The following is a 13,166-nucleotide window of genomic DNA, read 5'->3' as shown; positions in this document are numbered from 1 at the left end:
TTCTTGGTGGTACATATGTGGACATATTGGGTTTGGTTAGGTGAATTATTCCCGTATACACCAATTGTCTAATTTATAACGGAAATGTCTAAGAAAAGCCCGTCCTAGGGATTACTCTTCACCCGACAAATCAAAGCGAATTCCCAGTCGGGGGCTGACCCAATTTTCGATCGCATCAATTACGTCCAAACGCCCATGTGAACGCATCCAAACGCTGAAATCGTTGCGTTCCGGGTCGTACAGGTAATATTCCTCTACCCCGTGGCGATCGTAAAATACCTGTTTTTTATTCATTTCTGTTAACCTGTTACCAGAAGAAATAATTTCAAACACTACTTGCGGCGCGATATTTTCTTCTTCCCACTGCTTGTAAGGACCCCTATCTCCTTTCGGTCGGTCGAAGACTACCATCACATCCGGGCCGACGCGAATCTTGTTATCTCCTTCGACGGGATACCACAGCAAATCCCCCGCGACAAATACATTCGGGTCATCGGCAAAAAGCCACGCTAAATTTTGTTGGATGATGAGTATCCAGCGAAATAGTTTGGTATTGTCAGACATTGGTTGGCCGTCGCTGTCGGGGTAAATTACATCAGGTTTTTGAGGAGACTTGAGTTGAGTTACCATAACAGTTGTCCGGGGTTAGGGACTGTTGAATTTAATTTTAGCTTGTGGGAAATGTCAGAAGTGCGATTCTCTGCGGGATAGCTACGGCGCGCGTGCTTTCTCATCCAACCGAAAACACCCCAATTTCTAAGTTAATTCGTCGGGGTTAATGCCCATTTCTCGCAACCGTTCCACCAAAATCTGCCCTCGGCGCCGTTCTTCTGCTAAAGCGGTTTCTGCAAGTTCTGCCCGCTGACGTTCTTCTGCTAAACTGGTTTCTGCAAGTTCTGCCCGTTGGCGTTCTTCCTCTAACAGTTGACAAATCTCAACGTAGGAGAAAAACCTCGTTCCATCCGGTCGATAAATTTGCAATTGAGAACCCGATAAATCAAAGCGAATTCCCAATCGAGGACTCGCCCAATTTTCCATTAAGGCGATCGCGTCTAACCCGTCTTGTCCCCGCAGCCACCCTCTCAGTTGGTTATTGCTAGGATTGTAAATGTAATATTCTTCAACTCCGTGGCGATCGTAAAATAGCAACTTCTTCTCCATTTCATCCTGCGTGTTGCTAGGAGAGAGAATTTCAAACACAACTTGCGGTGCAACTCCTGACTCATTCCACTGCTGGTAAGAACCGCGTCTCCCTTTCGGTGTGCCGAACGCAACCATCACGTCGGGGGCGTTAACAATATTCGATCTTCCCTCGATTGGATACCAAAATAAATCACCAGCTACGAATACATTCTCGTCATTAGCATACATCCATTCTAAATTTTGTTCGATGACGAGAATCCAGCGAAATTGGTCAGTATTATTTGCCATTGGTAAGCCGTCGCTGTCGGGGTAAATAACTTCTTGCTGAGTAGGGGATGGGATTTGAGTAACCATAACAGTTGTCCGGGGTGAAAGACTGTTGAATTTAATTTTAGCTTGTGGGAAGAGTCAGAAGTGCGATCAAGCTTTTGGGAAAGGTGAGAAGTGCGATCGCCCTTTTAAATAAATCGCTCATTTTGTCGGATTCCAAACAAACTTTCCAATTTTGTCAATATAGCCTTGCAAATCGCCAATCTCCACTGCCGCCAGCCCTTCTGAGAATTCCCAACCCACATCAAACTGTGGCGAGATTACCATTTTTCCCGTCTTGTCTATATAGCCCCACTTGTTCCCAATCCTTACCGATGCCAGTCCTTCAGAGAAATTTTTAGTCTCATCAAACTGTGGCGAGATTATCATCTTTCCTGTTTGGTCGATATAGCCCCACTTGTCACCAATCTCAACTGCTGCTAGCGATTCAGAAAATTTAAAAGCATCTTTAAACTGTTTAGGAATAACAAATTTTCCTGTTTTATCAATATAGCCCACCTTGCCGTCAATCTCAACTGCGGCTAACCCTTCAGAGAAGTCCATAGCAGCATCAAAGTTTTCAACAATTACTTTACCCATTTTGTCTATAAAGACCACTCTGTCATCAACTTGTACTTGAGCCAGTCCTTCAGAGAAATCGTAAGCATCATTAAATTCGATTGCGATCGCTATTTTCCCCACCTTGTCTATATACCCGTATTTCGAGCCAATCTTTACCCTTGCCAGCCCTTCAGAAAAATCTTCAGCATCATCAAATTGAGGCTTTATTAATATTTTCCCTGTTTTGTCGATGTAGCCCCATTTGGAACCATTTATTAACTTTACCTTGGCCAGCCCTTCCGAAAAGTCCCAAACTTCATCAAACTGTGGGGGGATAACAATCTTCCCTGTCTTGTCGATAAAACCCCACTTAGAATCGATTGCGACTACTGCCAGACCTTCGGTAAAGCCCCAAGTAAACTCATATTGGGGTTCGATAACGATCTTGCCTGTCTTGTCAATAAAGCCGTACTTTTTATTGCGAACAATTGGAAAAAGCGAGATCGACTCTTGCTTCTCTTCCGACGATGAAGATGAAATTGACGCTTGAACAAACGGCTGGGGGCGATACAAAGCTGCTGTTGACTCCTGCTGCGAAAAAGTTGAACCCGAAACAGCCAGACAGAAAAAGCTAGAAATAACTCTTTTCATTTTTCCCCCTCCATTTCTCAATACAATAGCCTATTCCTCTTGCTCTCTTTTCTCTTCCTCTGCGCCCTCTGCGCCCTCTGCGGTTCATTAAAAAAAATCTCACTCAGCATCAAAAACAGGGCAGACACCGCCCGCCCTACCAAACTACTTCCTCAGCAACTTCACCCCGCGAATCGAATAATCCAAAAGCTCGATCGGGTGCATTAAAGTAACATCCTTACCCTGCAACTCCAAATGCTTCTTAATTTGCAAAGAACAACCCGGATTAGAAGAAGCAATCAACTCCGCCCCAGTATTCAGCAAATTCTCCACCTTTTGCACTCCCAATTCATCAGCCACCTCCGGCTGAAGCATATTATAAACCCCCGCACTCCCGCAGCACAAAGCCGCATCCACAGGTTCTTTTAACTTCACCCCCGGAATTTGTTGCAACAACAGACGCGGCTGCAAACTAATCTTTTGCCCGTGCAACAAATGACAAGCATCCTGATAAACAAGTGTCAAATCTCCGTCAATCAAAGGATTGAGTTTCGCCGTAATTCCCGCACTTGCCAAAAACTCTTGCACATCCTTAACATTAGCAGCAAATTTCTCAGCTTTCTCCCGATATTGCGGGTCATCAGCTAAAATATGACCGTATTCTTTCAAAGTATGGCCGCACCCAGCAGCGTTGATAATCACAAAATCAACGCCAGTATTTTCAAAGCTATCAATCATTTGTCTCGCCAAAGCTTTCGACTGTTCCGCTTGCCCTTGGTGTTCCGGCAAAGCAGCACAGCATCCCTGACTTTTAGGAACCACCACCTCGCAACCGTTAGCCGTCAAAACTCGCACCGTAGCTTCATTCACTGGCGAAAATAACAGCCGCTGCACGCAGCCTAAAATCACACCGACTCGATAGCGTTTCTCCCCTTGTGCCGGAATTACCTCTGGTAAATTATCCCGGAAAGAATCGACAGTAACTTTCGGCAAAATTGATTCCATCGCCGCCAAGCGGGGAAATACTTTTTTCAGCAAACCTGTTTTGCGGACAAGTTTTGGCAGTCCTAATTTTTGATAAATAAACAGCGGTACCAGCAAAGGCCGCAATCTGTGAGGATAAGGGAAGAGATTGAAAATCAGAGTGCGAATTACATTGTCGGAAAAAGTGCGTTCCTGATTTCTAGTAACTTGGTGGCGAGTTGCGGAAATTAATTTGTCGTATTGAACTCCAGAAGGGCAAGTTGTAACGCAGGCCAAACAGCCCAAACAAGTATCGAAATGCTGTGAGGTGGCTGCGTTTAAAGGTGCGTCGCCTTCGTTAATTGCATCCATTAAATAAATGCGGCCTCTGGGGGAATCCATTTCTTTGCCAAGTACGCGATAACTCGGACAAGTTGACAAACAAAATCCGCAGTGTACGCAAGTATCGATTAATTTCGGGTCTGGCGGATTGTTGGCGTCGAAACCTGGGATTTCGAGGGTTTCTAAGTGGGGATTTTGTGCTAGGAAATTGCTTTCTTTGGCTGGTTTTAAATCGTCGCTGGGAATTTGAGATGTTTCTGAAGTTTGCATATATGGCAGAAAGAAGTTCGGCAACGGATTATTTAACGGATTTAACGGATGAAATCAAGCGAACACACACACTTTCTTCTCTTCTCTCTTCTTCTCTTTTGTTCCTTCGCGTTCTTCGCGTCTTCGCGGTTCGTTAAAAAAGAACCTAGTTTACAAAAGATTTAGACGGGGATTTAAGAAGGACTTTAGTCCCGACTACAAACTTTAAACTAAATACCGCTTATAAAACGATGTGGACTCAAAAGATTTTCCGGGTCAAACTGCTGTTTAATCCGGCGCATTAAATCGATCGCACTTCCAGTATAGCCCCAAACATCTAACTGTTGCTTGATGTCCGTCGGCGCTGCTAAAACAGTCAGAAAACCGCCTTTCGCTTCGCACCCCCTGCGTACCTGCAACAGCGTTTGGGCCGTCGCAGTCTCAAACCGCAAAACCCCCAAACCGCTGCCTGCATGAATCCAAGCGTCCTGTACTGGCAATGTGTTAATGGCCGTTACAGCTTCCGACGGTCTGATTCCTATTTTGCAAATAATTGCCGACTTTGTGCCAGAATCCCACATAGTTTGTGGCAATCTTTGCCATAACTGATGCTCATCATTTTCGCAGTAGCTAGTGCCTTGCAAACCCAATTTTTCGGCAACTTCCAGCAAGCGGGCTGATTGTTGTTTAACACTTGGGGCGATACTTTGAAATCTGACGATTAATCCCGTGCCCTTTCCTAAGCCTAATTTTGCCACTAATTCAGGTGACAGCAAATCAACGGCACTGGGTGTCAAAGCAGAGGATAATAAGATTTGAACGGTTTGGGACAAAGCATTAATTTCCCCTGTCAGCACTACGGTTCCCGATGATTCAGGTAGCGGATAAACTCGGAAAGTTACTTGAGAAATGACCCCCAATGTGCCGTAAGCACCAGTAAACAGTTTCATCAAGTCGTAACCGGCGACATTTTTAACAACTCGACCTCCGGCTACCGCAATTTTACCGTCCGATCGCACAAACGTAATTCCCAATAGCAAATCGCGCATCCCCCGATAGCGATGCCGCAAGGAACCCGCATCAGCAGTAGCGACAATGCCGCCCAAAGTTGCCTGTTGGGGATATGCTGGATCGATCGGCAAAAATTGACCTGCGGCAGCTAAAATTTGCTGCAAATCCGCAAACTTTATTCCCGCTTCCGCAGTCACGGTTAAATCACCCACAGCGTGTTGTACAAGTCGATTGAGGCGCGAAGTGCTGACGGCCACGAGCCCCCCTGCCCCCCTTAAAAAGGGGGGTTCTGAAAGCCCCCCTTGGTAAGGGGGGTTGGGGGGGTCTAATTTTACTAAACCGCCCCAATCAAGTTTGCTGCCGCTACCACAAGGCAAGACTGCACAGCGATGTTGCCCGGCCCAAGCAATGACAGCCGCCAGTTCTTCCTGAGTATTTGGGTAAACGATACCATCTATTTTCGTGTCTGGGGCAACTGCTTTTTCTACCCGTTCTTGCCAAAATAGCTCTGTATCTTGCCAGCGACAGATGCCAGCAGCCCCGACAATACTTTCTAATTCTTGTATGCTTACGTAATTTTCGGTAGAAAAAGATTTCATGAAGGTTATCAGACGCCCGGTAAAAAAAATTATCAAAAGATTGCCTAAAACCATTAAATATTAATACGGGCCCGATATTCAAAACATGAAGAAACAAATGTCTCAAAACCGAATTTCTCTGGGAATTACCGGTCTCAACGAAGTGATTGGCGGTGGCCTAATTCCTCAACGCTCTTATCTGGTGCGTGGTGGCCCGGGTACTGGCAAGACTACACTGGGCTTTCACTTTTTGACCGCAGGTGTGGCTCTGGGAGAAACGCCCCTGTTTATTACTTTAGGAGAACCGGAAGCGCAATTGCGGGCCAATGCGGCAAGTCTCGGTTTTGATATGGAAGCGATGGCGTTCCTGGATTTGAGCCCATCCTCAGAATTTTTTACAGAAGTTCAGACTTATGACATTTTCTCGCCCTCGGAGGTGGAGCGAGAACCCACTACACAAAAGATTATCGAGCGAGTCCAAGCTGTCAAGCCACAACGGGTGTTTTTGGACGCAATCACTCAATTTCGCTACTTAGCTGCGGATGAGTTTCAGTTTCGCAAGCAAGTTTTGTCTTTTCTGCGGTTTTTGGTGGAAGGGGGGGCGACGGTGGTGTTCACCTCCGAAGGCACATCAAGTGCTCCCGATGACGATTTGCAATTCATCAGCGACGGAGTAATTTACTTGGAACTGCGCCCTGAAGGACGCGCCCTGTCTGTCACCAAGTTGCGAGGCTCCAACTTCCGCAGCGGCCGCCATTCGCTGCGCCTGACTGAGGCTGGTATGGAGGTATTTCCGCGACTGCTTCCGGACAACTTTCAACAGGATTTTGTTGCGGAACCGATTTCTGCTGGGATTCCAGAAATGGACGAACTGCTGCACGGGGGACTGGAACGGGGGACTGTGACGGTGATTAGCGGGCCTAGCGGCGTGGGTAAAACGACGGTGGGGATTCAGTTTATGAAGGAAGCTGCAGGAAGGGGGGAGCGATCGGTAGTTTACATTTTTGAGGAGTCAACTTCTACTCTGCTGCAGCGCTGCGAATCAGTTAACATCCCGGTTGGGGCGATGATGGGGCAAGGAAGTCTTTCCGTGATACCTGTGGAACCTTTGCTGTACTCGCCGGATCAGTTTGCCTATATGGTTCGCCAGGAAGTGGAGCAGGAAAAGACGCGGATTGTGATGATTGACAGTATTTCTGGCTATCAGCTTTCGATGCAGGGGCAAGATTTGGTGAACAATTTGCACGCTTTGTGTAAGTATCTGAAGAATATGGGAGTCACCGTTATTTTGATTAATGAGGTAGAAGCTATTAGCGGAGATTTTCGGCTGACCGAGATCGGAATTAGCTATTTGGCGGATAATCTTCTGTTTATACGCTATCTGGAACGCCAACTGCATAATAGGACAGAAATCCGCAAGGCGATCGGAGTAATTAAAAAACGAGTCAGCAATTTCGAGAGAACTCTGCGAGAACTCGAGATTACTCGCTACGGCATCAAAGTCAGCAAACCGATAGCGGGGCTGCGCGGCATTTTGAGTTCGGCGCCGGTGTGGATTGAGGGGGAACCCGATGAAGATTGAATCGGGGCTTGTCCTGCTGTTGCTGGGCAAGTGCAGCTAATTTTGCAGTCGTGAATCTACTAATGAGTAGGGGGCGCGTCGCGCACCTTACCACTAGCCTAAGTCCTGGAAAACTTAAATATATGGGTAAATTTGTGTATTTTTCGACTTTGATCGTAGTGTAGTTTTCAATTCTATGAAATACAGTAGGGGCACAGGGCACGCGGCCGTGTCCTGTGTCAGATCATCTGTACTTCACTCAACTGAAAACCTATGTAATAGTTCCCCGAAAAGTAAGCTAATACCAGATAAAAAAAGAATCCAACTTTAGGCCACCTCCCAACCCATATATAATCACTCACTCCCCAATCTAAAATCTAAAATCTACAATCTAAAATGGTATAACCCGTATTCACAGGAAGCTGATAAATGACTGGCAACTCAATAATTTTAGCCGTAGACCGCAATCAGCGAAACTTGGAACTATTAGCACAATTTCTCAATAAAGAAGGATACCAGATGATCGCGGCTTATAACTTTGAAGATGTTGCACAAGCTATCAGTCAGCCTGCTAGGATCGGGATGGCTTTAGTAGATATTTCTGGTTTCGATCGCCGGATTTGGGAGTGCTGCGAACAACTGCGAAATCACCAAATCCCTTTTCTGATACTCTCGCCCAAACAAAGCGCTGCTATTCAGCACGAAAGCCTCTGCCACGGTGCTCGGAATATGTTGGTAAAACCTTTGATAGTTAGAGATTTGCTGGGAATTGTTCACAGCTTGCTAGGAGAATCTGCGTGAGTCAAATTTTATTGCTTGTCGAACAGAAAGAAAATCGTCGCCTGTTATTAGAATGGCTAGCTGTTTACTATGAGGTATTGCTGCCACACTCAACGGAAAATAGTGAGGAGTTTTTACCATTTAATCAATCTTTTGACCTGGCGATAATTGACGGTATTTCCCTGAAACGCCACTGGCAATGGGTGGCCGCCCAAAAACAGGCAGAACACCCGGTATGCTTGCCTTTTCTTTTGATTACATCCCGCTCGGATGTAGGGATGGCAACGCAATTTATTTGGCAAAGTATTGACGATTTGATTATCGCTCCGATCGAGAAGATAGAATTGCAAGCGCGGGTGGAAATTTTGCTGCGATCGCGCCAGTTGTCTTTAACTCTCAAATTGTCTCACGACCAACTCGATCGCACTTTGCAAACAGCCCAAGAACTCAATGAGATGAAAACATCTTTGCTGTACATGATTGCCCATGACGTTCGCAATCCTTTGAATTTCATCATCGGCACTACGCAACTTCTTAGCAAGTACAAGTTAACATTAACAGAGGAGAAAACACAAGAACTTCTAGACAAAACTCAAGCAGCAGCAAAAGGCATAGATTTGTTATTAGATGATGTTCTGCTGCTGGGGCGTGTTGAGTCAGGAAAAACAGGCTTTTCCTTGCTACCGATAGACTTAGCAAAGTTGTGTAATGAGTTGGTAGCGGAATTTCAGAGCAGCCTGAAGTTGAAACCTGAAAATGAGCGGGTGACGCTGATTTTTGTAAATCACCATCAATCCGCGATGGCGTGTTTGGAGGTAAGCTTGCTCCGGCGAATTCTGGGCAATTTGCTGTCCAATGCTATTAAGTATTCTCCCCCAAATACCGAAGTAATTTTTGAATTAAAACTTACTGAAAGCGAGGCTATTTTTTCGGTACAGGATGCAGGAATTGGCATACCTGTCGCAGACCAAGAACGGTTGTTTGATTCATTTTACCGGGCAAAAAATGTCGGTCGAATTCCCGGTACTGGACTGGGGCTGAGCATTGTTAAAAAATGCGTGGACTTGCAGGGTGGCGAAATTACTTTGACCAGTGAAGAAGGCATTGGCAGTACATTTACAGTAACGCTGCCGATGGCACAACCTGGAAAAAAGCAAATCTCGCCTGCAACGCCTTAAACTAGATGCAGGCATTATATTGGGATAGTTATCGAGGAATTTGAAGCCCGGGTGAGGCTCTACGTGGTATAGCTTTTCTTAGTAACATGAGGTGTTCTTGGGCAAACAGGGCATGGGGCATGGGGCATGGGGCATGGGGCATGGGGCATGGGGCATGGGGCATGGGGCATGGGGCATTGAGCATGGGGCATGGGGCATGGGGCATGGGGCATGGGGCATGGGGCATTGAGCATGGGGCATGGGGCATGGGGCATTGGCCCGCGCAGGGCATTGGCCCGCGCAGGGCATGGGGCATTGGCCCGCGCAGGGCATGGGGCATGGGGCATGGGGCATTGGAAGAGTACCTTACTTTCCTGAGAACCGCTGTATTCTCAAAAAACTGATAACAGCCGATCGTCAACTGATGAAATTGAGCATCGTCGTTCCAGAAGCGATCGACAAGCCGGAGAATTGGCGATCGTTCCTCAAAGCTCGATCGGCCTCGTAAAAAATGTTGAACGCACCCAAAAAATAATTAGATACCATTCAAAACTTATCCGAGTAGCCAGACTTTATATTTCTGAAAAAAAGCGACCCAACAACCGTCACATCTGAGATTATCTGATGAGTATTTTAACACTTTAAAAATGGTTAATAAACTCTTTTAGGAATTATTTTCGGACTCTTGTGCCGTACAATCAATCAAGAGTTGAAGAGCGATCGCCTGAGCTTTCATGTGGACAGTCCAACTGTTCAACTATTAATGGTTGAAACCTGATGTCTCCAGGTTCAATTGCCACTCTTCTCCACCAAGCTGGCAACAAGAGCAGCCAAAACTTACCCAAAGACACAGAACGCTGCTCGCGAACAAAAACCAAGGTCAGGAGAGCCACTAGTCGTAAAACGGCTGAGAGCGCAAACACCCCTGGCAAGCCACCGAGATTGGTCAAAGTGGCGAGAAAGCCACCCACGGTGATTCCCATTGCCCCAGTGACACCAGGAACCGCGGCCGCGATCGCAAAGTATATCGACTGATTCAACAGCGGTGCCACCGACATCATCAGATTACCACTGCACAGGTCGATCGCCGCCCACGTCCCACCGCCGATGATGTGCAACAGCGGGAACCACACCCATAGGAAAATTGGAGCCGTTCCACCTTCTAGCCAGAGTAGAGGGGTCAGAGCCACCAAAACTCCCACTACTAGCATAATCGGGCGATTCCCAACCCGGTCAGCCAGCTTCCCCCAAAAAACCAGCATCAGCAAGTTAGCACCAGCACCTAAGCTGCTATAGAGCGTTACCACGCTGACATCTATCTTTAGGTCATCCAGCAAGTAAAGGTTAAAGAAGGGCGCGCTGACGTTAACGGCAAAGCTCCATAGACCAGAGTAAAGCAAAAACTTTAAAAAATTGGCTTCCTTGAGAAAGCTAAAAATTGTCCCTGTGGATGATTTTTCGCCTGTATCTAAATGCGTGACGTGTACAAGCTTTGGGTTCACATCGGTCATAAAGAACTGACAACCTAGACTGATGAGACCAAGCACAATTCCTAAAACCAAGATGGCACTGTAACCTTGGAGCTTTCCACCGGGCCAGTTCGATACCACTAGAGCCAGCAACGGCACACCAATGAGATTCGTCAAGCTGACAGCACTATTGCGAAAGCCAAAATACCGCCCGCGCAACCGCTGAGGTACTAACGCCGCCAACCAGCTCAAGAAGGAAGCCCGACCTAAAGATTCTAAGACTTGACTTACCCAGATGATTGCCAATGTCAACTGCACAAGCTGATGTCGGGCCAGATGAAATGAGCCTCCCAACCAAAGGGCTGGCACGAGAATCAGCCACAGCAGTCGCGACATTCCGAAAATGTAGAAGGAATACCAGTGGCGGCTCTGTGTTCGGTCTGCTATATAAGCTCCGAACGGTTGGAGCAGATTTACCAGTTGAGGAATGGAGGAGAGCATACCAATTTCGACTGGACCAGCCCCCAAATCGAGCAAGAAATTACTGAGCAACGCGCCGCCGATGATGCTGTAAAAAAGCGTAGCGAAAACACCGTCCAAAGTTAGTGCTCTGAGGCTCGATCGAGTTTCCGGTTTGGAAAGTTTTAGATGCCCATTTGTCAGAAGTACCGTCTCTGGTAAGGCTATCTCCTCTTGGATTTCCTGAAGTTCTAGAGGATTCGTTCCTACTAAGCTGTAATCTTCTTCTTGTTTTTCGAGCATACTGGATAGCCAATAGATAAGCTGCTACGCAGCTTAATTGTATAACATAAGATTAAGTATTTTAAGGAGCACAGCCATAGATGCAAGCTAAAAGTCTATAGGCTTGGGTTACAACTATTTATTCCTCGGAGATGCCCCTAAATCCCCCTTAAGAAGGAGGACTTTGAGTAAGTTCTGATATCCCTCTTTTTAAGGAGGGCTAGTAGGGGGGATCGAGCTTAACTGAACCGTATTGATCTAAAAGTTATCGCTCTCAAAAGCAAAAAGAAAGATTACTTAAATAAATTAGAGAAAATAAGAATGCCCCAATTACAGAATTATGATTAATTGCATTATTAATAATTAATTAATTAATTAATTAATTAATAAGGTTCAGTTAAATTGTTTATTCCTCGGAGATCCCCCTGATTGTTGGGGAGTAGGGGTTGACTTTGAGTAAGTTCTTGTCCCACCCCCTACTCCCCTTCGTAGGGGCGGTGCTACCCCTACTCCCCGTGCCCGCCCTAGGCGCCGGGGGATCGGGCTTAACTGAACCGTATTAATCAATAAATAGCTAATTTTTTATAAATTTTCTATGCGACATTAGGTTACTGGTTTCTTCAGGGTGAACCCGATAAAATAGAGAGCTTTTCAGATGGAATAAGTCAATGTAACTTTAAGAAACCCACATATTAGTATGAATAAAAGTTGCTAAAAATGAGAAGATAATCACAGTTCTAAAGGAGCAACAGCGTTCAATAAGTCTTCTAGGATAAATCGCAGCAAAGATTGAGTTGCTAATATTAAACCTAATCGAGCTTGGGCGAGCTTTGGCTGTTCTATTTTAACTTCTCCCCAAATTCGGCACTGGCTGTAAAAAATCTGAAATGCGTCGCTCAAACTCTTGGCTAATTTGAAATAATTGACAGGTTTTTCGCGGTTCTTTACCTCAAAAGTAGGATATAAATTGTCTAGCACTGTTAACAGTTGCGATATTAAACTGCGTTCTGCAGGATGCACTAACCGCAGTCGATCGCCCTCGTCAATCCAAGGGATAGGATTTGGACTCGCCAGCGACAAAATTTGCGGCGCTGTAGCGACATCTGGCTGCGCGATCGCAATTATCCGATCGCGGTGGGCCATTCGCAGCAGGGAACAGCAGCGCGCGTGGCTGTACTGAATGGGAAACAGTCGATCGGCACACACAACAGGGGATAATATTTTAGATTCTGGAAGTGGGAGGTTCGTTTGAGCTAAACGCTGCAACCAGACGGCTAAACCTGCATCAGTCAACTCCATCTCAATAATTCCCCCCGGCGCTACTTTAACGGCGAAATCTGGGTAGCACAGCGGTTGGAGAGTTTCAGCCAACTGTGCCGCGATTGTCTGCGGTGTCTGCTGCCAAGTTTTAGCCAATTTCAGGGCGATCGCAGACACGTACAGCACCCGCGCGCTATCTTTACTCCGATTTAACGGAAATATTGCACCATTCTCAATTACTTGTTTAGGAACAGGCAAGATGCCTGTTCCACAAGAAAATTCATCTCTTGTGGAACGGGCATCTTGCCCGTTCTTGAGAATGGTGCAAGATTTAAGATTTAACGGAAATATTGCACCATTCTCAATTACTTGTTTAGGAACAGGCAAGATGCCTGTTCCACAAGAAAATTCA

General features: G+C 46.2%; 11 protein-coding genes and 1 pseudogene. 4 read left to right on the top strand and 8 right to left on the bottom strand.

Annotation, left to right across the window (positions count from 1 at the left end; all coding sequences use genetic code 11):
- Positions 1–114: 114 nt before the first annotated feature.
- From QUA16_RS30285 to QUA16_RS30265, 5 genes and pseudogenes are all read right to left on the bottom strand, one after another.
- Positions 115–630 (bottom strand): annotated as a pseudogene (locus QUA16_RS30285) (Uma2 family endonuclease); the annotation flags it as partial.
- 126 nt (positions 631–756) lie between these two features.
- Positions 757–1,497 carry a Uma2 family endonuclease gene (locus QUA16_RS30280; protein ID WP_333107931.1) on the bottom strand — a complete coding sequence of 247 codons (741 nt, stop codon included), beginning with the start codon at positions 1,495–1,497 and terminating at the stop codon, positions 757–759.
- Positions 1,498–1,614: 117 nt separating this feature from the next.
- The gene (locus tag QUA16_RS30275; RefSeq protein ID WP_333107930.1) at positions 1,615–2,664 is read right to left on the bottom strand and encodes a WG repeat-containing protein; all 1,050 of its coding nucleotides are present in this window, start codon (positions 2,662–2,664) and stop codon (positions 1,615–1,617) included.
- 144 nt (positions 2,665–2,808) lie between these two features.
- The gene (locus QUA16_RS30270) at positions 2,809–4,218 is read right to left on the bottom strand and encodes a heterodisulfide reductase-related iron-sulfur binding cluster (RefSeq protein ID WP_333107929.1); all 1,410 of its coding nucleotides are present in this window, start codon (positions 4,216–4,218) and stop codon (positions 2,809–2,811) included.
- Between the two features lie 209 nt (positions 4,219–4,427).
- Positions 4,428–5,807: an FAD-binding oxidoreductase gene (locus QUA16_RS30265; protein ID WP_333107928.1), complete on the bottom strand. Its 1,380-nt coding sequence runs from the start codon at positions 5,805–5,807 to the stop codon at positions 4,428–4,430.
- Between the two features lie 97 nt (positions 5,808–5,904).
- Between QUA16_RS30265 and QUA16_RS30260 the strand changes: the two genes are divergently transcribed.
- From QUA16_RS30260 to QUA16_RS30245, 4 genes are all read left to right on the top strand, one after another.
- Complete coding sequence (locus QUA16_RS30260; protein ID WP_333107927.1) at positions 5,905–7,368, top strand: ATPase domain-containing protein; 1,464 nt, start codon at positions 5,905–5,907, stop codon at positions 7,366–7,368.
- A 408-nt stretch (positions 7,369–7,776) separates the two neighbouring features.
- The gene (locus QUA16_RS30255; protein ID WP_333107926.1) at positions 7,777–8,148 is read left to right on the top strand and encodes a response regulator; all 372 of its coding nucleotides are present in this window, start codon (positions 7,777–7,779) and stop codon (positions 8,146–8,148) included.
- Positions 8,145–9,305, top strand: coding sequence for an ATP-binding protein (locus QUA16_RS30250; RefSeq protein WP_333107925.1), 1,161 nt, complete (start codon positions 8,145–8,147; stop codon positions 9,303–9,305). Before QUA16_RS30255 ends, QUA16_RS30250 begins: the two co-directional genes overlap by 4 nt.
- Before the next feature lie 86 nt (positions 9,306–9,391).
- Entirely contained in the window at positions 9,392–9,688 is a 297-nt protein-coding gene (locus QUA16_RS30245) for a hypothetical protein (RefSeq protein WP_333107924.1), read from the top strand.
- A gap of 13 nt (positions 9,689–9,701) precedes the next feature.
- On the opposite strand, the gene QUA16_RS30240 is transcribed toward QUA16_RS30245, so the two are convergent.
- The 3 genes from QUA16_RS30240 to QUA16_RS30230 all read right to left on the bottom strand — a co-directional run.
- On the bottom strand, positions 9,702–9,830 hold the full coding sequence (locus QUA16_RS30240) for a hypothetical protein (protein WP_333107923.1): 129 nt from the start codon (positions 9,828–9,830) through the stop codon (positions 9,702–9,704).
- A gap of 152 nt (positions 9,831–9,982) precedes the next feature.
- Entirely contained in the window at positions 9,983–11,515 is a 1,533-nt protein-coding gene (locus QUA16_RS30235; RefSeq protein WP_333107922.1) for an MFS transporter, read from the bottom strand.
- 708 nt (positions 11,516–12,223) lie between these two features.
- On the bottom strand, positions 12,224–13,166 hold a 943-nt coding region (locus QUA16_RS30230; RefSeq protein WP_333107921.1), incomplete at its 5' end, for a DALR anticodon-binding domain-containing protein.

Source organism: Microcoleus sp. S13_C3 (assembly GCF_036700905.1).
In the GTDB taxonomy this organism is placed as follows: domain Bacteria; phylum Cyanobacteriota; class Cyanobacteriia; order Cyanobacteriales; family Microcoleaceae; genus Microcoleus.
Note: the sequence above shows the minus strand (reverse complement) of the source record. Positions and strands in the feature narration are given on the sequence as shown.